Annotated in this window: 26 protein-coding genes and 2 pseudogenes; 2 read left to right on the top strand and 26 right to left on the bottom strand. The window is 68.1% G+C overall.

What is annotated here, in order from left to right; all coding sequences use genetic code 11:
• From ABR571_RS13040 to ABR571_RS13015, 6 genes and pseudogenes are all read right to left on the bottom strand, one after another.
• Positions 1 to 74, bottom strand: a pseudogene (locus ABR571_RS13040) (30S ribosomal protein S4); the annotation flags it as partial.
• A gap of 3 nt (positions 75 to 77) precedes the next feature.
• Positions 78 to 482, bottom strand: coding sequence for a 30S ribosomal protein S11 (rpsK, locus tag ABR571_RS13035; RefSeq protein ID WP_409453637.1), 405 nt, complete (start codon positions 480 to 482; stop codon positions 78 to 80).
• The gene (gene rpsM, locus ABR571_RS13030) at positions 482 to 862 is read right to left on the bottom strand and encodes a 30S ribosomal protein S13 (protein ID WP_409453636.1); all 381 of its coding nucleotides are present in this window, start codon (positions 860 to 862) and stop codon (positions 482 to 484) included. The genes rpsK and rpsM overlap by 1 nt, the downstream gene beginning before the upstream one ends.
• A gap of 151 nt (positions 863 to 1,013) precedes the next feature.
• The gene (rpmJ, locus tag ABR571_RS13025) at positions 1,014 to 1,127 is read right to left on the bottom strand and encodes a 50S ribosomal protein L36 (protein ID WP_015883600.1); all 114 of its coding nucleotides are present in this window, start codon (positions 1,125 to 1,127) and stop codon (positions 1,014 to 1,016) included.
• Between the two features lie 64 nt (positions 1,128 to 1,191).
• Positions 1,192 to 1,413, bottom strand: a complete 222-nt coding sequence (infA, locus tag ABR571_RS13020; protein WP_091360043.1) for a translation initiation factor IF-1 — start codon at positions 1,411 to 1,413, stop codon at positions 1,192 to 1,194.
• Between the two features lie 175 nt (positions 1,414 to 1,588).
• A complete protein-coding gene (locus tag ABR571_RS13015; protein WP_409453635.1) occupies positions 1,589 to 2,254 on the bottom strand; it encodes a hypothetical protein in 666 nt (221 codons plus the stop codon).
• Between the two features lie 93 nt (positions 2,255 to 2,347).
• Between ABR571_RS13015 and ABR571_RS13010 the strand changes: the two genes are divergently transcribed.
• Together ABR571_RS13010 and ABR571_RS13005 are read left to right on the top strand one after the other, a co-directional pair.
• The gene (locus ABR571_RS13010; RefSeq protein WP_409453634.1) at positions 2,348 to 6,034 is read left to right on the top strand and encodes a carboxypeptidase regulatory-like domain-containing protein; all 3,687 of its coding nucleotides are present in this window, start codon (positions 2,348 to 2,350) and stop codon (positions 6,032 to 6,034) included.
• An 8-nt stretch (positions 6,035 to 6,042) separates the two neighbouring features.
• Positions 6,043 to 6,666, top strand: a complete 624-nt coding sequence (locus tag ABR571_RS13005; protein ID WP_409453633.1) for an acyltransferase — start codon at positions 6,043 to 6,045, stop codon at positions 6,664 to 6,666.
• Between the two features lie 77 nt (positions 6,667 to 6,743).
• Here ABR571_RS13005 and map read toward each other — a convergent pair whose 3' ends face one another.
• The 20 genes and pseudogenes from map to rplB all read right to left on the bottom strand — a co-directional run.
• A complete protein-coding gene (gene map, locus ABR571_RS13000) occupies positions 6,744 to 7,571 on the bottom strand; it encodes a type I methionyl aminopeptidase (RefSeq protein WP_409453632.1) in 828 nt (275 codons plus the stop codon).
• The gene (locus ABR571_RS12995; RefSeq protein ID WP_409453631.1) at positions 7,571 to 8,227 is read right to left on the bottom strand and encodes an adenylate kinase; all 657 of its coding nucleotides are present in this window, start codon (positions 8,225 to 8,227) and stop codon (positions 7,571 to 7,573) included. The genes map and ABR571_RS12995 overlap by 1 nt, the downstream gene beginning before the upstream one ends.
• 73 nt (positions 8,228 to 8,300) lie before the next feature.
• Entirely contained in the window at positions 8,301 to 9,614 is a 1,314-nt protein-coding gene (gene secY, locus ABR571_RS12990; RefSeq protein ID WP_409453630.1) for a preprotein translocase subunit SecY, read from the bottom strand.
• Positions 9,615 to 9,826: 212 nt separating this feature from the next.
• Complete coding sequence (gene rplO / locus ABR571_RS12985; RefSeq protein WP_409453629.1) at positions 9,827 to 10,273, bottom strand: 50S ribosomal protein L15; 447 nt, start codon at positions 10,271 to 10,273, stop codon at positions 9,827 to 9,829.
• A 1-nt stretch (position 10,274) separates the two neighbouring features.
• Positions 10,275 to 10,457 (bottom strand): 50S ribosomal protein L30, encoded by a 183-nt coding sequence (gene rpmD, locus ABR571_RS12980; protein WP_409453628.1) that lies wholly within the window; start codon positions 10,455 to 10,457, stop codon positions 10,275 to 10,277.
• A gap of 7 nt (positions 10,458 to 10,464) precedes the next feature.
• Positions 10,465 to 11,097, bottom strand: a complete 633-nt coding sequence (gene rpsE / locus ABR571_RS12975) for a 30S ribosomal protein S5 (RefSeq protein WP_409453627.1) — start codon at positions 11,095 to 11,097, stop codon at positions 10,465 to 10,467.
• A 28-nt stretch (positions 11,098 to 11,125) separates the two neighbouring features.
• Positions 11,126 to 11,515: a 50S ribosomal protein L18 gene (rplR, locus tag ABR571_RS12970; protein ID WP_409453626.1), complete on the bottom strand. Its 390-nt coding sequence runs from the start codon at positions 11,513 to 11,515 to the stop codon at positions 11,126 to 11,128.
• A gap of 55 nt (positions 11,516 to 11,570) precedes the next feature.
• Positions 11,571 to 12,113, bottom strand: a complete 543-nt coding sequence (rplF, locus tag ABR571_RS12965) for a 50S ribosomal protein L6 (RefSeq protein WP_409453625.1) — start codon at positions 12,111 to 12,113, stop codon at positions 11,571 to 11,573.
• A gap of 16 nt (positions 12,114 to 12,129) precedes the next feature.
• Entirely contained in the window at positions 12,130 to 12,537 is a 408-nt protein-coding gene (gene rpsH, locus ABR571_RS12960; protein ID WP_409453624.1) for a 30S ribosomal protein S8, read from the bottom strand.
• Positions 12,538 to 12,589: 52 nt separating this feature from the next.
• Positions 12,590 to 12,775: a type Z 30S ribosomal protein S14 gene (locus tag ABR571_RS12955; protein ID WP_409453623.1), complete on the bottom strand. Its 186-nt coding sequence runs from the start codon at positions 12,773 to 12,775 to the stop codon at positions 12,590 to 12,592.
• The gene (gene rplE / locus ABR571_RS12950; RefSeq protein WP_409453622.1) at positions 12,775 to 13,347 is read right to left on the bottom strand and encodes a 50S ribosomal protein L5; all 573 of its coding nucleotides are present in this window, start codon (positions 13,345 to 13,347) and stop codon (positions 12,775 to 12,777) included. Before rplE ends, ABR571_RS12955 begins: the two co-directional genes overlap by 1 nt.
• The gene (gene rplX / locus ABR571_RS12945; protein ID WP_409453621.1) at positions 13,344 to 13,664 is read right to left on the bottom strand and encodes a 50S ribosomal protein L24; all 321 of its coding nucleotides are present in this window, start codon (positions 13,662 to 13,664) and stop codon (positions 13,344 to 13,346) included. Before rplX ends, rplE begins: the two co-directional genes overlap by 4 nt.
• Positions 13,664 to 14,032, bottom strand: a complete 369-nt coding sequence (gene rplN, locus ABR571_RS12940; RefSeq protein ID WP_327541683.1) for a 50S ribosomal protein L14 — start codon at positions 14,030 to 14,032, stop codon at positions 13,664 to 13,666. The genes rplX and rplN overlap by 1 nt, the downstream gene beginning before the upstream one ends.
• 50 nt (positions 14,033 to 14,082) lie before the next feature.
• On the bottom strand, positions 14,083 to 14,364 hold the full coding sequence (rpsQ, locus tag ABR571_RS12935) for a 30S ribosomal protein S17 (protein ID WP_409453620.1): 282 nt from the start codon (positions 14,362 to 14,364) through the stop codon (positions 14,083 to 14,085).
• Positions 14,361 to 14,603, bottom strand: coding sequence for a 50S ribosomal protein L29 (rpmC, locus tag ABR571_RS12930; RefSeq protein WP_409453619.1), 243 nt, complete (start codon positions 14,601 to 14,603; stop codon positions 14,361 to 14,363). The genes rpsQ and rpmC overlap by 4 nt, the downstream gene beginning before the upstream one ends.
• Positions 14,603 to 15,019 carry a 50S ribosomal protein L16 gene (gene rplP, locus ABR571_RS12925; RefSeq protein WP_409453618.1) on the bottom strand — a complete coding sequence of 139 codons (417 nt, stop codon included), beginning with the start codon at positions 15,017 to 15,019 and terminating at the stop codon, positions 14,603 to 14,605. The genes rpmC and rplP overlap by 1 nt, the downstream gene beginning before the upstream one ends.
• Positions 15,020 to 15,307: 288 nt before the next feature.
• Positions 15,308 to 16,102, bottom strand: a pseudogene (gene rpsC, locus ABR571_RS12920) (30S ribosomal protein S3); the annotation flags it as partial.
• A complete protein-coding gene (gene rplV / locus ABR571_RS12915) occupies positions 16,102 to 16,485 on the bottom strand; it encodes a 50S ribosomal protein L22 (RefSeq protein WP_409453617.1) in 384 nt (127 codons plus the stop codon). The pseudogene rpsC and the gene rplV, both read right to left, overlap by 1 nt.
• Positions 16,486 to 16,498: 13 nt before the next feature.
• Positions 16,499 to 16,780, bottom strand: a complete 282-nt coding sequence (rpsS, locus tag ABR571_RS12910; protein ID WP_409453616.1) for a 30S ribosomal protein S19 — start codon at positions 16,778 to 16,780, stop codon at positions 16,499 to 16,501.
• A gap of 12 nt (positions 16,781 to 16,792) precedes the next feature.
• Positions 16,793 to 17,452, bottom strand: a 660-nt coding sequence (gene rplB / locus ABR571_RS12905) for a 50S ribosomal protein L2 (RefSeq protein ID WP_409453615.1), incomplete at its 5' end; no start/stop codon positions are given.

Below are 17,452 nucleotides of genomic sequence, written 5' to 3'. Positions count from 1 at the left end.
GAGCTGTCACCGCCGACCAGGTCGACGTTGAGCCGGCGCGAGATGCGCGTGGCGGGACCGGTGTAACGAGCCATGGATCAAACCCTCCGGCGCTTCGGGGGACGGCAGCCGTTGTGGGGCTGGGGGGTGACGTCGGAGATGGTGCCGACCTCCAGGCCGGTCGCCTGCAGTGAGCGGATCGCGGTCTCGCGGCCCGAACCCGGGCCCTTGACGAAGACGTCGACCTTCTTCATGCCGTGCTCCTGCGCCTTGCGGGCACAGCTCTCGGCGGCCATCTGCGCCGCGAACGGGGTCGACTTGCGCGAGCCCTTGAAGCCGACGTGACCGGCCGACGCCCAGCTGATCACGTTGCCCTGCGGGTCGGTGATGGACACGATCGTGTTGTTGAACGTGCTCTTGATGTGGGCGTGCCCGTGGGTGACGTTCTTCTTTTCCTTGCGGCGGACCTTCTTCGCGCCCGCCTTGCGCGCCTGAGCCGGCATTACTTCTTACCTGCCTTCTTCTTGCCCGCGATGGTCTTCTTCGGGCCCTTGCGGGTGCGGGCGTTGGTCTTGGTGCGCTGGCCGTGCACAGGCAGGCCGCGGCGGTGCCGGATGCCCTGGTAGGAGCCGATCTCGATCTTGCGACGGATGTCGGCGGCAACCTCGCGCCGGAGGTCACCCTCGACGCGGTAGTTGGCGTCGATGTGGTCGCGCAGCTTGACGACGTCGTCGTCGGTGAGGTCACGGACGCGGAGATCCGGGCTGATGCCGGTGGCGTCCAGAGTCTGCTTCGCGCGGGTGCGGCCCACGCCGAAGATGTAGGTGAGCGCGATCTCCAGCCGCTTTTCGCGGGGGAGGTCGACGCCGGCAAGACGTGCCATACGGGCGGTTCTCCTGGTTTCTCTCGTCGAAGGTGTGGTGCGCACCCGTTCCCGCACCCGCCCGGGTGTGGGCTCCGGCCTTCGTCCGGAGGTGGTTCCCGTCCGTGTGCGGACGGGAGGTGGTGTGCGCGTAGGTGGTGCTACTGCGAAATCAGCCCTGGCGCTGCTTGTGGCGCAGGTTCTCGCAGATGACCATGACCCGACCGTGGCGACGGATGACCTTGCACTTGTCGCAGATCGGCTTGACGCTCGGCTTGACCTTCACGGCCCTGCCTTCCTGGTTACTGAAACGGATGCGGAACGAGTGGTGGCGCCGGCTGGCCGGAGCGTCACTTGTAGCGGTAGACGATGCGTCCACGGGTGAGGTCGTAGGGCGAGAGCTCCACAACGACGCGATCCTCGGGGAGGATCCGGATGTAGTGCTGACGCATCTTGCCGCTGATGTGGGCGAGCACCTTGTGCCCGTTGCTCAGTTCCACCCGGAACATCGCATTGGGCAGGGGTTCGACCACGCGGCCTTCGACCTCGATGGCCCCGTCTTTCTTGGGCATATCCTCCGCATTTCGGTGACTTCGTACTGCTCGGCAGCGCTGACCGTGAGGGCCCTGATTTCCGTTCCGCGGCCACAGCGGGCTGGAAAATGTCCAGCAGAAAAGGGCGGCGTGCGCCAGCGGTCCAGTCTACCTAGGTATTCGGCCAGGGACAAAAACGGCCCGGCCAATCGCCTCACGGGCCGGTGATCAGGAAACCGACGTGGCCGGGGCGGCCCCGAACGCGCACCGTGACCGATTGGATGTGGGCCGTGCCGCTGCCGGCGCGCTCGACGACCCGGTCGACGATCGGCATCAATTGGTTCGCCGCGGCGTCCTGCCGGGCGTCGGCGGGAACGATGTCCTCGCCGAGCGAGAACGCGAAGACGTGGGCCCATTGGCCGAACCCGGGTCGCGATGAGCTCAGGTCCATGGTGATCGCCGTCACTGGGTCGCCGCACGCGTGAGCGACGAGCAGGACGCCGCTGCCGAAGTAGACCCGCATGTCGTGTTTCGTGATCTGGGCGCCGGCCACAGGGGAATACTTCTCGGCCATCGCCGTCCGTACGTCGGCGACCGACGGTGGGACGGCGAAGAAGTCGCCGGCCGTCGCCGACGCTGCCTGGCCGGCGCAGGTCGCTCGCGCCCGGTAGGCCGCCGAGGACGGGTGACCGGCCATGGTGGTGCTGCAGCCGCTTCCGACGACCGAGATGGCCAGCAGCGCGGCGGCGGCGTGGCGCGGCATCGCCCGCCCGCTCACCAGACCGCCAACCCTGGGATCACCCGCTTCACCGACCGCGCCTCCGTCCGGTTTGCGCCAGCGGCCCAGCCTAGCCAGGTAGTCGCGGGCGGCGAACGCCACCGCCGCCTCTCCATTGGGTCGATCTGGCCGATTCGGGCGCCACCCCCTATTCTTCGCGAGCGCGGCAACCGGGCCGCCCGCTCGGGGAGCACGATGAGATCGTTCTTTGCAGTCGTGGCCGCACTCGCCGGCGCCGGATTCGTCGTGACGGCCCCGCAGCTGGCCGGCCCGGCCGTTGCGACCACGACTTCTCCGGGCGCGTTCGTCGCGCTGGCGCCGACCCGGGTCCTGGATACGCGGACGGGTCTCGGGGCTCCTCGCGCTGCCGTGTCTGCTCGCGCGGCCCTCGGCGTCCAGATCACCGGCCGAGGCGGCGTGCCCAGCACCGGCGTGTGCGCGGTCGAACTGCGGATTGCGGTGCGCGCCCCCTCCTTCGGCGGTTACGTCACGGCTTACGCGTACGGCACCTCGCGTCCGGCCACGGTGAACGTCGCCTTCCCCGCGGGCGAGTGGACCTCCAACGCCGCGGTCGTCAAGATCGGTAGCGGGGGACGCATCGACCTCTACAACTCCTCGGCCGGCAACGTCGAACTCGTGGCCGACGTCTCGGGCTATTTCCGCTCGGGAACCGCCACGGCGCCGGGCGCTTTCCAACCCCTGCCGGCAACGCGGGTGCTGGACACGCGCACCGGAACGGGAGCCGCGGCACAGGCGGTGGGTCCGAGGTCGACCTTGACCGCGAAGGTCACCGGCGTCGGCGGAGTTCCCGCCACCGGGGTCTCGGCAGTCGTCCTCACAGTGACCGTCATCGGCCAGAGGGCCGGCGGCTACCTCAGCGTCTATCCGCGCGGCGCACCGCGACCGGCGGCCTCGACGATCAGCTTCACACCCAGCCAGACGATCGCGAACCTCGTCGTCGCCTCGGTGGGCCTCAACGGGTCAGTCGCCATCTACAACGGATCGTCGGGCTCGACCCAGGTGGTCGCAGACGTCGCCGGCTACTACCGCGACGGTGCCGCACTCGACAGCGGCATGTATGTGCCGCGGGTGCCGTTCCGCTTCTACGACTCGAGGACGCTGACCCCGGCCAACGGGGGCGGCCCGCTGGCGGGCCGGCACAGCCGGAACGTCGCCCTCACCGGCAGTGCCTTCCTTCCCGGTGGCGCGCAGGCACTGGTTCTCAACGTCAGCGTCACCGCAGTGGCCGCGCCCGGTTACCTGACCGTGTATCCGAGCGGGGACAGCCGGCCGGTCGCCTCCAGCCTGAACTTCGCCGCCGCTCGCAACGTCACGGGATTGGTCGTCGTACCCCTGGGCGCCGACGGTTCGATCACCGTCTTCAACGGGTCAACCGGATCCACGCAGGTCGTCGTCGACGTGGTGGGTTTCTACGGCGACGGCACGCTCGGCGCGGTCACCGGCAGGACGGTCGACCGCGACGGCTCTCCGGTAGCCGGCGTCGTCGTGAACCTCAGCCAGGCCGGCTACGCCGACTACGCGTCGCCGATCGCACTGACCGGGGCCGATGGCAGGTACGTGGTCGCGGGTCTCCCCGCGTCCGGCGACAACGCCATCTGCTTCGGCGCCCACCAGGCGACCGGAGGGATCGGCAAGTACGGCTACTCCAACCAGTGCTACATGCAGGCAGTCGGCTCGAGCGATCCGGTCAGCGTCAGCGCGTCCCAGACCACGACCGGCATCGACGGCCACCTGAGCGCGGCCGAGGCCGTCACCGGCAAGATCACCGACAGCTCCGGACATCCGCTCAAGGGTGTCGACGTGCGCGTCGGTTCTCCCGACGGCCAGGATGCCGCCGCCACGACGGCGGCTGACGGCAGCTACACGCTGCGCGGCCTGGACGACATCCCGTCCGGCGACCAATACACCGTGTGCGGGCACGACTCGGGCGGGGCGAGCGGTGGGAACAGTGCAGCCGGCTACCTCGACTCCTGTAGCGATCCAGCCACCTCGTCAGGCCCCGGCTCGTTGATCACCGGCGTCTCGTTCCCACTGCCCGGCGCGGGCGGTGTCAGCGGCCGGGTCACGGACGGCGCGGGACACCCAGTGGCAGGAGTGCCGGTCTACCGGACGTGCTGTGGCGCATCCTTCTCCAACGGGGCGCTGGCGGTGACCGACGCGCTCGGCCGGTACACGATCCGGCTCCTGGACCCGAACTCGTCGACGCAGATCTGTTTCAAGGGATCAGCCGTCGCCAGCGGGCCGCCCACCGGGTATCTCGACCGCTGCTACAAGAACGTGACCGTCACCAGCTCGAACGCTCCGTCCGGAATCGCCACGGTCGCGCTGACGGCAGGCCAGATCAGGTCCCTGTCCGACGAGACCCTGCCCGCGGCGGGCGCACTCACCGGCTCCGTCAGGGACGCGCAGGGGAACCCGCTCGGCGGCGTCGAGGTCCAGATCCAGGGGCCTGATCCGGTCGCCGACTGGAGCGCCACGACGCGCGCTGACGGCACCTACCGGATCGATCGCTTGCCCGGCCAGGACTACACGGTCTGCGCTGAGGTCGACCATGGCTACGTCGGTGGCGCGGCCCAGTACGGCTACGTCTACACGTGCCGGCCGGGCACCGTGACCGTGGTCGCCGGTCAGACCACGACCGGCGCCTCCGTCGTGCTGACCGCTGCGGGGGCAATCTCCGGCAAGGTCACCGACGTCAGCGGTCATCCGCTGAAGGGCGTCTCGGTGGACATCGGCTCGGGGACCGTGGATACGGCGAGTGACGGGACGTATGAGTTCACGGACCTGTATCCGCGGAGCTATACCGTGTGCTTCTACCCGCCCTCCGATACCGGGGACCTGGGCGGTAGCTCGACCAGCGGATATCTCGGCCAGTGCTTCCACGACCAGCCGACGTCAGGAACGCCCGATCCGGTCGCCGTGACGAGCAACCATCTGAGTGTCGCCGACGCGAAGCTGCCGGCGGGCGGCGCCATATCCGGCACGGTGACCGATTCCGACGGCGCGCCCGTCGCGGGACTCTACGTCTCCTTGGCGACCGGACCCCGCGGCGGGAACACGGTGACCGCGGCCGACGGAACGTACAAGCTGGGCGGGCTGCCGTCCGGCACGTACACGGTCTGTTTCGAGCCGGTTAATGACGGGACCGACCAACCCGGGCACCTGCCCTCCTGTTACGACGGGGTTGCACCCGGCGATCCGGGTACGCCGGTCGATGTCACCGCTGGGTCCACTACGACGATCGACGGCCAGGTGCCGATCGCGGGCGGCGTGCACGGAGTCGTGAAGGACTCCACGGGGCACCCGCTCACGAACGTCAACCTGTCCCTCACGAGTAACTCCGTCGTTGGCTCTTTCGCGACCACTGACAGCTCCGGCAGCTACTCGATGATCGGGTTGCGGCCCGGCACCTACGCGTTGTGCGTCGGCGCCGACTTCTCGACGACCGGGGGCGCGCCGGCTCCCTACGGGTACGCCGGCAACCAGTGCCACGACGTCGTCGTCTCGGCCGGCTGGACGGTCGCCAACGAAACGCTGATCGCGAACGGGGTCATCACTGGCACCGTCACCTCCGGGGGCAGCGCGGCGGCCAACGTCACCGTCCACGTCACCGGCCAGGACGTCGACGGAGATCTGACGACCACCGCGGATGACGGCACGTACACGACGACGGCCTTGGCGCCGGGCACGTACACGGTGTGCTTCTCGGACCCCTACGGCCGCTACGTCGCCCGGTGCTTCGACAGCGTCACCCCGCCGGCCACCGCGACGCCGGTGACCGTGTCGGAGAACGTGGCCACCACCGCCGACCAGGCACTGGATGCGGTGCCACCGGCGTCGACGCAGCTTCGGCCGCGGTAGGCGGCGAGATGAATTCCGACCGGACGAATCAGACGGTGGCGCGCGGCCCGTTGCCGACCGCCGCCGACGCGAAACTGTGGTTGCAGAAGTGGCGCTGGTATCAGCGCGGCCGCCGGCCGTGGAACATCGTGCGGCTGCACGCCGAACTCGCCCGGCGCCAGGCGTTCGCCCGGGGCGCCATGCACGGCAACGTGCTGCAGATGCTGCTCGAGGGACGGCTGGAGATCGGCCCGCAGGCCTATTTCGAGCCTGGAGTGTGGCTGACGTCGGACACCGGGCGGATCTCGATCGGGGGCGGGACGTTGATGAACCTCAACGTCATGGTGGCGGCGATCGACGCGGTGACGATCGGCGAGCAGTGCATGCTGGCCAACGGCTGCCTGATCACCGACGGCAATCACCGCTTCGACGATCCGGAACTGCCGGTTCCGTGGCAGGGGTTCACGTCCAAGGGGCCGGTGACGATCGGTGACAACGTGTGGCTGGGTGCGAACGTGGTGGTGACCAGTGGCGTCACCATCGGACGGCGCGCGGTGATCGGCGCCAACTCGGTGGTCACCGAGGACATCCCGGAATTCTCCGTGGCCGCCGGCGCCCCCGCGAAGGTGCTGAAGACGGTCACCTACGACTGACTGCCTTCCCACCTGTCGTGGTTGATTTCGCGGCCGATTTTCAACCACACCAGGCGGGAAGAGCGGGCCGGTCCCGGTCAGGCGGCTTGGGCCGACAGGTCAACTCCGCGGGCGGCCAGCTGCGCCCGGCCGCCGTCTTCTGCGGTCAGCACCCACGGACCGTCGTCCAGGATCGCCACCGTGTGCTCCCAGTGCGCGGCCCACATGCCGTCGACGGTGACGACGGTCCAGCCGTCGTCCAGTTCTTCAGTCGCCCGCGAGCCCAGGGTGACCATCGGCTCGATCGCCAAGGCCATGCCCGGCGCCAGGCGCGGGCCCTTGCCCGGCCGTCCGTAGTTCAGGATGTGCGGGGCCATGTGCATCTCCGACCCGATGCCGTGTCCGCCGTAACCGGCGACGATGCCGTATGGCCCGGCCGCGCGGATCGAGGTCTCCACCGCGTGGGAGATGTCGGTGAGCCGCCCGCCGGCCCGCGCCGCGGCGAGGCCGTCCCACATCGACGCCTCGCAGGCCGCGGACAGCGCCGCGACCTCCGGGGCGACGGGTCCGACCGGCACCGAGATCGCCGAATCGCCGTGCCACCCGTCGACGACGGCGCCGAAGTCGATGGAGATGAGGTCACCCTCGGCCAGCTTCTCGGTGTCGGACGGAATGCCGTGGACGACCCGGTCGTTCACCGAGGCGCAGATGACGGCGGGATAGCCGTGGTAGCCCAGGAACGAGGATGTCGCGCCCGCGTCGCGCAGAACCTGCCGCGCGACGGCGTCGAGATCGGCAGTCGTCACCCCAGGGGCCACCGCGGCGCGCATCGCCGACAGGGCTTGAGCCACGACCAGGCCGGCCGAGCGCATCGAGGCGATCTGTTCCGGCGTCTTGAGCTGGATGCGCTCCGGCATGCCCCGCATCACGCGTCGGCGTAGGGGGTGAGCGCGGCGATGGCGCGCTCGGTGACATCCTCGACCGCGCCCAGGGCGTCGATCGCGACGAGCTTGCCGGCGTCGCGGTAGAAGCCGATCAGGGGCGCCGTCTGCTCGGCGTAGACATCGAGGCGGTGCCGCACGGTCTCCGGCTTGTCGTCGTCGCGCTGGTACAGCTCACCGCCGCACTTGTCGCAGATCCCGGCCACCGCGGGTGCGTCGTACTCCAGGTGCCAGACGTGCCCGCACTTCTTGCACGTCCGGCGGCCGGAGAGCCGCTTGACGACCTCTTCGAAGTCCACGTCCAGGTCGAGGACGACCGACAGCGGGGCACCGAGTTCGTTGAGGATCCCGTCCAGCTCGCCGGCCTGGGCGACGTTGCGAGGAAACCCGTCGAGCAGGAAGCCGTCCTTGGCGTCCGGCTGGGCCAGCCGGTCGCGGACCATCGCGTTGGTGACCTCGTCGGGCACCAGGTCACCGGCGTCCATGTACTTCTTGGCCATCCGGCCCAGCTCGGTCCCGCCGGACACGTTCGCCCGGAAGATGTCGCCGGTCGAGATCTTCGGGATCTCGAAGCACTCGGCGATGAAGACCGCCTGGGTGCCCTTGCCCGCGCCGGGCGGGCCCACGAGGACCAGTCTCATGCGGCTCGCCTCCTCGTCGCGTCAGCGACGAAGGTTCTCGTCGCGATGGCACAGTGCTGCATTCCAGCGGCGATCAGCGCAGGAATCCTTCGTAGTTGCGCTGCATCAGCTGGCTCTCGATCTGCTTCACGGTGTCCAGGGCGACGCCGACCATGATCAGCACAGCGGTACCGCCGAACGGGAAGTTCTGGTTGTTCCCGCTGGTGATGCTGAAGAAGAAGTTCGGCAGGACGGCCACGATGCCCAGGTACAGCGAGCCGGGCAGGGTGATCCGCGACAGCACGAACTGCAGGTACTCAGCGGTCGGCCGGCCGGGCCGGATACCAGGAATGAACCCGCCGTACTTCTTCATGTCATCGGCGCGCTCGACCGGGTCGAACGTGATGCCGACGTAGAAGTAGGCGAAGAAGATGATGAGCAGGAAGTAGGTGGTCAGGTACACCCATGACTGCTGGTTGATCAGATACGCGTTCACCCAACGGGCGAACCCGCTGCTCGTGGTGTTGTTGCTCGTCAGCTGACTGATCAGCTGCGGGATGTAGAGCAGCGAGGACGCGAAGATGACCGGGATGACGCCGGCCTGGTTCACCTTCAGCGGCAGATAGGTGGACGTGCCCCCGTACTGCCGCCGGCCCACCATCCGCTTGGCGTACTGCACCGGGATACGGCGCTGGGCCTGCTCGACGAAGACGACCGCAATGATGATGGACAGGCCCAGCAGGCAGATCAGCGTGAAGACGAAGACGCCCGCGTTCTGCAGGATGACGTGTCCCTCGCTGGGGATACGCGCCGCGATCGAGGTGAACATCAGCACGCTCATGCCGTTGCCGACGCCGCGGTCGGTGATCAGCTCGCCGAGCCACATGATGACGCCGGTACCGGCTGTCATCGTGAGCACCATTGTGGTCAGCGTCCACATGTCCTGGTGGTACAGGATCGAGGTGTTGCCACAGTCGGGGAACAGCTGGCCGGAGCGGGCCAAGGCGATGAAGCCGGTCGACTGGAGGATCGCCAGCCCGATGGTCAGGTACCGGCTGTACTGGGTCAGCTTCTGCTGGCCGGACTGGCCTTCCTTCTTCAGCTGCTCGAAGCGCGGGATGACGACCACGAGCAGCTGGATGATGATGCTGGCCGTGATGTAGGGCATGATGCCGAGCGCGAACACGGACAGCTTCAGCAGCGCGCCGCCGGAGAAGAGATTGATGAGCGAGTAGATGTTCGGGTGGTTCTTCGCACCGGCCGCGATGCAGCCGTTGATGGCGCTGGTATTGGTGTTCGGCGTGGGGATGGACGCGCCGAGGCGGTAGAGCGCGATCATCGCGAGCGTGAACAGCAGCTTCACGCGCAGGTCGGGCGTCCTAAACGCCGATGCGAACGCCCTCAGCACGTAAATCCTCCTGCGGCGGAACTTGTATCGGTGCGGGATACCGGACCGTCAGAGCTCGATTTGGACCTGGCGAGGCACGCGAATGCCGGTATGCCGGGTGCAGCCAGGCTAACAGTCGCCTGGTCGCGCCCCATTATGCGTCCGCGCACCGGGCTCCCGTCGGGCGGACCGATACCGATCCGCATTTCGGCAAGCCCGGTGCGCGTACGAAATCAGAGCTGGGTGACCGATCCGCCGGCGGCGGTGATCTTCTCGCGAGCGGCTCCGGAGAACGCGTTCGCCGTGATGTCGAGCTTGACCGAGAGGTCGCCGTTGCCCAGGACCTTCACCGGCTCGCCCTTGCGGACGGCGCCGGCCTCGACGAGCTCGGACACGCCGACCGTCCCGCCCTCGGGGAACAGCTTGGCCAGCATGGCGACGTTGACGACCTGGTACTCGACCCGGAAGCGGTTCTTGAAGCCCTTGAGCTTCGGCAGCCGCATGTGGATCGGCATCTGGCCGCCCTCGAACCCGACCGACACCTGGTAACGGGCCTTGGTGCCCTTGGTGCCGCGGCCGGCGGTCTTGCCGCGCTTGCCGCCCTCACCGCGGCCCACGCGGGTCTTCTTGGTGTGCGCCCCCGGCGCGGGCTTCAGGTGATGAACCTTCAAACCTGTCATGTCAGTCGACCTCCTCGACCGTCACCAGGTGCGTGACGGTCTTGACCATGCCGCGGATCTCCGGCCGGTCCTCTTTGACGACGGTGTCGTGCATCCGCTTGAGACCCAGCGAGCGCAGCGTCTCCTTCTGGTTCTGCTTGTAGCCGATGCCCGACTTGGTCTGGGTGATCTTCAATCGAGCCATGGTCGGATCAGCTCCCCTGCCCCGCGCGCGCACGCAGCATGCCGGCGGGGGCGACGTCCTCGAGCGGCAGGCCGCGGCGGGCCGCGACCTCTTCCGGACGGACGAGACCCTTCAGGGCCGCCACAGTGGCGTGCACGATGTTGATCGGGTTGTCCGAGCCCAGCGACTTGGACAGGATGTCGTGGATCCCGGCGCACTCGAGCACGGCGCGCACCGGACCACCGGCGATGACGCCGGTACCTGGGCTGGCCGGCTTGAGCAGCACGACGCCGGCCGCCTTCTCGCCCTGGATCGGGTGCGGGATGGTCTGCTGGATCCGCGGCACCTTGAAGAAGTTCTTCTTGGCTTCCTCGACGCCCTTGGCGATGGCGGCCGGAACCTCCTTGGCCTTGCCGTAGCCGACGCCCACCGTGCCGTCACCGTCGCCGACGACGACGAGAGCGGTGAAGCTGAAGCGACGGCCACCCTTCACGACCTTGGCGACGCGGTTGATGGCGACGACACGCTCGAGGTACATGCTTTTCTCGGGAGCGTTGCCACCGCGACCGCCGTCGCGGCGGTCACGACCGCCCCCACGCTCGTTGCGCTGGCCACCCTGCTCATTGCCGCCCGTGCGGGCGCCCCGCTGTGGTCCGGGCATCAGATACTTCCTTCGGTTGCGAGACTCATCAGAATTCCAATCCGGCTTCGCGGGCCGCGTCGGCGAACGCCGCGATCCGGCCGGTGTAGGTGTTGCCGCCGCGGTCGAAGACCACCTTGGTCACGCCGGCTGCCTTCGCGGCGTCGGCCAACGTTGCGCCGAGCTGCTTGGCCTTGGCCGTCTTGTCGCCGTCGGCCAGCTTGAACGTCGACCCGGACGCGACGGTGACGCCGTTGGCGTCGTCGACGAGCTGGGCGAACAGGTGGCGCGACGAGCGGCTGACGACCAGACGCGGACGCTCGGCCGATCCGACGACCTTCTTGCGCAGGCGGAAGTGCCTGCGGGACTTGGCGACCCGGCGCGTGGCCGAGATACCGGCCGAACGCTTGGCCTGCTTGGCAATCGTGGATGCGCCCATTACTTCTTACCGGCCTTTCCAGCTTTTGTGAGACCGGGACGAATGACGTCATTCATTACTTCTTACCGGCCTTTCCAGCCTTACGACGAATGACTTCGCCCTGGTACCGCACGCCCTTGCCCTTGTACGGGTCGGGCTTGCGCAGCTTGCGGATCTTCGCGGCGACCTCGCCGACCTGCTGCTTGTCGATACCCTCGACCGCGAACCGGGTCGGCGCCTCGACGCGGAAGGTGATGCCGTCCGGAGCGGGCACCAGCACCGGGTGCGAGAAACCGAGGGCGAACTCGAGGTCGCTGCCCTTGGCCACCACGCGGTAACCGGTGCCGACGATTTCGAGGGTCTTGGTGTAGCCCGTCGTCACGCCGACCACCATGTTGGAGATCAGCGTGCGGGACAGGCCGTGCAGGGACTTGGACTCACGCTCGTCGTCGGGGCGGACGACGGCGATCGTGCCGTCCTCGGCCCGGTTGACGGTGATCGGCTCGGCGACGACGTGGGTCAGGGTCCCCTTCGGGCCCTTCACCGTGACGTTCTGCCCGTCGATGGTGATGTCCACGCCCGAGGGGACGGGAACGGGAAGCTTTCCGATTCGGCTCATGGTCTGCGTCCTCCTCTCACCAGACGTAGGCGAGAACTTCTCCGCCTACTCCGCGCTTGGTTGCCTGACGGTCGGTGAGCAGGCCGGTGGACGTCGAGATGATCGCGACGCCCAGGCCGCCGAGGACCCGGGGCATGCCGGTGGCCTTCGCGTACACGCGCAGACCGGGCTTGGACACGCGGCGCACGCCGGCGATGCTGCGCTCACGGTTCGGCCCGTACTTCAGGTCGATGGTCAGCACGCGGCCGATCTGACCCTCAGGAGCATCGGCGACCTTGAAGCCGGCGATGTACCCCTCCTGCTTGAGGATCTCGGCTATGTGCCCCTTGAGCTTGGAATGCGGCATCTCGACGGTGTCGTGAAACGCCGTGTTGGCGTTGCGCACACGCGTGAGCATGTCGGCAATCGGGTCGGTCATAGTCATGAGCTACTTCTTTCTCGCCGTGGTTCCCCGCAGGGCCTTCGGCGAAGGTTGATTACCAGGACGACTTGGTGACGCCCGGCAGCTCGCCTGCGTGCGCCATCTCGCGCAGGCAGATGCGGCACAGGCCGAACTTGCGGTACACGGCTTGCGAACGGCCGCACCGCTGGCAGCGGCTGTAACCGCGCACCTTGAACTTGGGCTTGCCCGCGGCCTTCTGAACCAGAGCCGTCTTTGCCATTACGAGTTCTCCTTGAACGGGAAGCCGAGCGCCCGAAGCAGCGCGCGTCCCTCGTCGTCGTTCGCCGCGGACGTGACCACGGTGATGTCCATGCCGCGCGGCCGGTCGATCGAGTCGGGGTCGATCTCGTGGAACATCGACTGCTCGGTGAGGCCGAACGTGTAGTTGCCGTTGCCGTCGAACTGGCGGTCGGACAGCCCGCGGAAGTCGCGGATGCGGGGCAGGGCCAGCGAGAGCACGCGGTCGAGGAACTCCCACATGCGGTCGCCGCGCAGGGTGACCTTCGCGCCGATCGGCATGCCCTCGCGCAGCTTGAACTGCGCGATCGACTTGCGGGCCTTCTGGACCAGCGGCTTCTGACCGGTGATCAGCGTGAGGTCGCGAACCGCGCCGTCCATCAGCTTGCTGTCCTTGGCCGCCTGCCCGACGCCCATGTTGACGACGATCTTGACGAGGCCAGGAACCTGCATCGGGTTGCCGAAGGAGAACTGCTCGGTCAACGCCGGCACGATCTCCTCGCGGTAGCGCGTCTTCAGCCGGGGGGTCGGCACCTCGGTGGCGGGTGCGCTCATGACAGGTCCTTCCCGGAGCGGCGCGACGTACGCACGTTGCGCCCGCTCTCGTCGTCACGCCGGTAGCCGACGCGAGTTGCCTTGCCCTCACTGTCGATCACCATGACGTTGCTGGCGCTGATCGGGGCCTCGATGTGCTCGATGCCGCCGGCCTTCGCACCGCGCTGCGTGGTGGTGATGCGGGTGTGCTTCTTGACGCGGTTGATGCCCTCGACGACGACCTTGTTCGTCACGGGATCGGCCGCGATGACCTTGCCCTTGACGCCGCGGTCCTTGCCGGCGATGACGACGACCTCGTCGCCCTTTTTGACCTTCATCACAGAACCTCGGGTGCGAGAGAGATGATCTTCATGAATCGCTTGTCGCGCAGCTCACGGCCTACGGGGCCGAAGATGCGGGTCCCGCGCGGCTCACCGTCTGCCTTGATGAGCACGGCCGCGTTCTCGTCGAAGCGGATGTAGCTGCCGTCCGGGCGGCGGCGCTCCTTGACGGTGCGAACGATGACCGCCTTGACGACATCACCCTTCTTCACCCCGGCACCGGGCAGCGCGTCCTTGACGGTCGCGACGATGATGTCGCCGATCCCGGCGTAACGACGCCCCGAGCCGCCCATCACCCGGATGCACAAGATCTCCTTGGCCCCGGTGTTGTCGGCGACCCGAAGTCGCGACTCCTGCTGAATCACTGCCTACTCCTGAACGTTGCGTACGGCCCGAAACTGCGCGTACTGAGTACTTACTTGGCCTTCTCGATGACCTCGACCACGCGCCAGCGCTTGGTCGCGGACAGCGGCCGGGTCTCCATGATGAGGACGCGGTCACCGATGCCGATCTCGTCGGACTCGTCGTGCGCCTTGAGCTTGGTCGTGCGGCGCAGGACCTTGCCGTACAGCTTGTGCTTGACGCGGTCCTCGACCTCGACCACCACGGTCTTCTGCATCTTGTCGCTGACCACGAGGCCCTCGCGTACCTTGCGGTGCGAGTCGCGGCCCTCCACGGTCTCGGTTGATTCGGTCATGCGGTAACACCCTCACTGGTGGTCTGCTCAGGGGCGACCGACAGTCCGAGCTCACGCTCGTGCAGGATCGTGTAGATCCGCGCGATGTCGTGGCGGACGGCGCGCAGTCGCCGGTTGTTGTCCAGCTGCCCGGTGGCCATCTGGAAGCGCAGGTTGAACAGCTCTTCCTTGGACTCGCGCAGCCGGGTCTCGAGCTCCTCGTCGTGCAGCTCACGAAGCTCGGCGGTCGTGGTTGCCATCAGACATCACCTTCCCGAGTGACGATGCGGCACTTCATCGGGAGCTTGTGGATCGCGCGGGTCAGCGCCTCGCGGGCGACGACCTCGTTCGGGAACGACAGCTCGAACAACACGCGTCCGGGCTTGACGTTGGCGATCCACCACTCCGGCGAGCCCTTACCGGAACCCATGCGGGTCTCGGCCGGCTTCTTGGTGAGCGGACGGTCGGGGTAGATGTTGATCCACACCTTGCCGCCACGGCGGATGCGCCGGTTGATGGCGATACGCGCCGACTCGATCTGCCGGTTCGTCACGTACGCCGGCTCCAGCGCCTGGATGCCGTACTCACCGAAGGACACCTTCGTGCCGCCAGTGGCCATGCCACTGCGGCTCGGGTGGTGCTGCTTGCGGTGCTTGACCCTGCGGGGGATGAGCATGACTCAGCTCTCCGTCTCGGACGCGCCCGTGGGCTCGCCCTCTGTCTCTGCGGTGATCACGGACTCCGGCGCGGTGATCGACGACGGCGCCTCGGCGGCGATGTCGGCGTCGGCGTCGGCGGCGGAGGTGATCGATGACTCCTGGACCTCGCGCGCCACAGCGGCGGGCTCCGGGGCGACGACGTCGGCGATGCCGTTGGCGGGAGCCACGTCGGGCTCCTTGCCCACGATCGGCGCCTCGGCGACGGGCGCCTCGACAACGGGGGCGTCGACAACCTCGGACACGGGCGCCTCGGCGACCGAGCCTTCACCGGAAGCGGCCCGACCTGCGTCGGTGCTGACCCCGGTGGTGCCCTGCGAGCCGGACCGGCGCGGACGCTGGGCGCCGGCCGGACGGTCCCGACGCTGGCGCAGTGCCTCGGCGGCGGCCGCGGCCTCACGCTCGGCGCGCGAACCGGTCGGCACCTCGCCCTTGTAGATCCAGACCTTCACACCGATGCGGCCGAAGGTGGTGCGGGCCTCGTAGAAGCCGTAGTCGATGTTCGCGCGGAGGGTGTGCAGGGGCACGCGTCCCTCGCGGTAGAACTCCGAGCGCGACATCTCCGCGCCTCCGAGGCGGCCGGCGCACTGCACCCGGATCCCCTTGACGCCCGGGCTCTTCAGCGTCGACTGCATGCTCTTGCGCATGGCGCGGCGGAAGCTGACGCGGTTGGACAGCTGCTCGGCCACGCCCTGGGCGACGAGCTGGGCGTCGCCCTCGGGGTTCTTGACCTCGAGGATGTTCAGCTGCACCTGCTTGCCGGTCAGCTTCTCCAGCTCGCCGCGGATGCGGTCGGCCTCGGCGCCGCGGCGGCCGATGACGATGCCCGGACGAGCGGTGTGGATGTCGACGCGGACGCGGTCGCGGGTGCGCTCGATCTCGACCTTGGCGATGCCGGCCCGCTCCATGCCCTTGGACATGAGACGGCGGATCGCGACGTCTTCCTTCACGTACTCCGCGTACTGCTTGTCGGCGAACCAGCGGCTCTTCCAGTCCGTGGAGATGCCGAGACGGAACCCGTTCGGGTTTACCTTCTGACCCATCAGCGGTTACGTCCCTTCTGCTTGCTCGGTGTGTCGACGCTCTCGACCTCGATGGTGATGTGGCTCGTGCGCTTGCGGATCGTGTACGCGCGGCCCTGGGCCCGCGGACGGAACCGCTTGAGCGTCGGGCCCTCGTCCACGTAGGCCCGCGAGACGATCAGCGAGTCCGGGTCGAGCTGGAAGTTGTGCTCGGCGTTGGCGATCGCGCTGGCCAGCACCTTGGCGACCGGCTCGCTCGCCGCCTGCGGCGCGAACTTCAGCACCGACAGGGCCTCGCTGGCCCGCATGTCGCGGATCAGGTCGATGACGCGACGTGCCTTCATCGGCGTGACCCGCACGTGCGATGCCTTGGCGAACGCGGTCCGCACCTCTGGTTCAGTCATCTCGATTCCCTACTCAGCCGCGCCGCGACCGGCGGTCGTCGCGGATGTGGCCCTTGAACGTGCGCGTCGGCGCGAACTCGCCGAGCTTGTGCCCGACCATGCCCTCGGTGACGAACACGGGAACGTGCTTGCGGCCGTCGTGCACGGCGATCGTGTGCCCGAGCATGTCGGGGATGATCGTCGAGCGACGCGACCACGTCTTGATCACGTTCTTGCTGCCGGCGTCGTTCTGCGCGTCCACCTTCTTGAGCAGGTGGTCGTCGATGAACGGGCCCTTCTTCAAACTGCGTGGCATTTCCTAGACCCCTCAGCGCTTCTTGTTCGTACGACGACGGCGGACGATCAGCTGGTCACTGGCCTTGCGGCGCCGGGTGCGGCCCTCGGGCTTGCCGTTCGGGTTCACCGGGTGGCGACCACCGGACGTCTTGCCCTCACCGCCACCGTGCGGGTGGTCGACCGGGTTCATGGCGACACCGCGGACGGTCGGGCGCTTGCCCTTCCAGCGCATACGGCCGGCCTTGCCCCAGTTGATGTTCGACTGCTCGGCGTTTCCGACCTCGCCGACGGTGGCGCGACAGCGCACGTCGACGTTGCGGATCTCGCCGGACGGCATCCGCAGCTGGGCGAACGCGCCTTCCTTGGCGACGAGCTGGACGCTGGCGCCGGCCGAGCGGGCGATCTTCGCCCCGCCACCCGGGCGCAACTCGATGGCGTGCACGACCGTACCGACCGGGATGTTGCGCAGCGGCAGGGAGTTGCCCGGCTTGATGTCGGCGCTCGGGCCGTTCTCGATCCGGTCGCCCTGCTTCAGCAGCCGCGGCGCGAGGATGTAGCGCTTCTCGCCGTCGGCGTAGTGCAGCAGCGCGATGCGCGCGGTGCGGTTCGGGTCGTACTCGATGTGCGCGACCTTCGCCGGCACGCCGTCCTTGTCGTGGCGACGGAAGTCGATCACCCGGTAGGCGCGCTT

Origin of the sequence: Jatrophihabitans sp. (genome assembly GCF_046262535.1) — a bacterium.
In the GTDB taxonomy this organism is placed as follows: Bacteria; Actinomycetota; Actinomycetes; order Mycobacteriales; family Jatrophihabitantaceae; genus Jatrophihabitans.
This window is presented reverse-complemented; position numbering and strand designations above follow the sequence as displayed.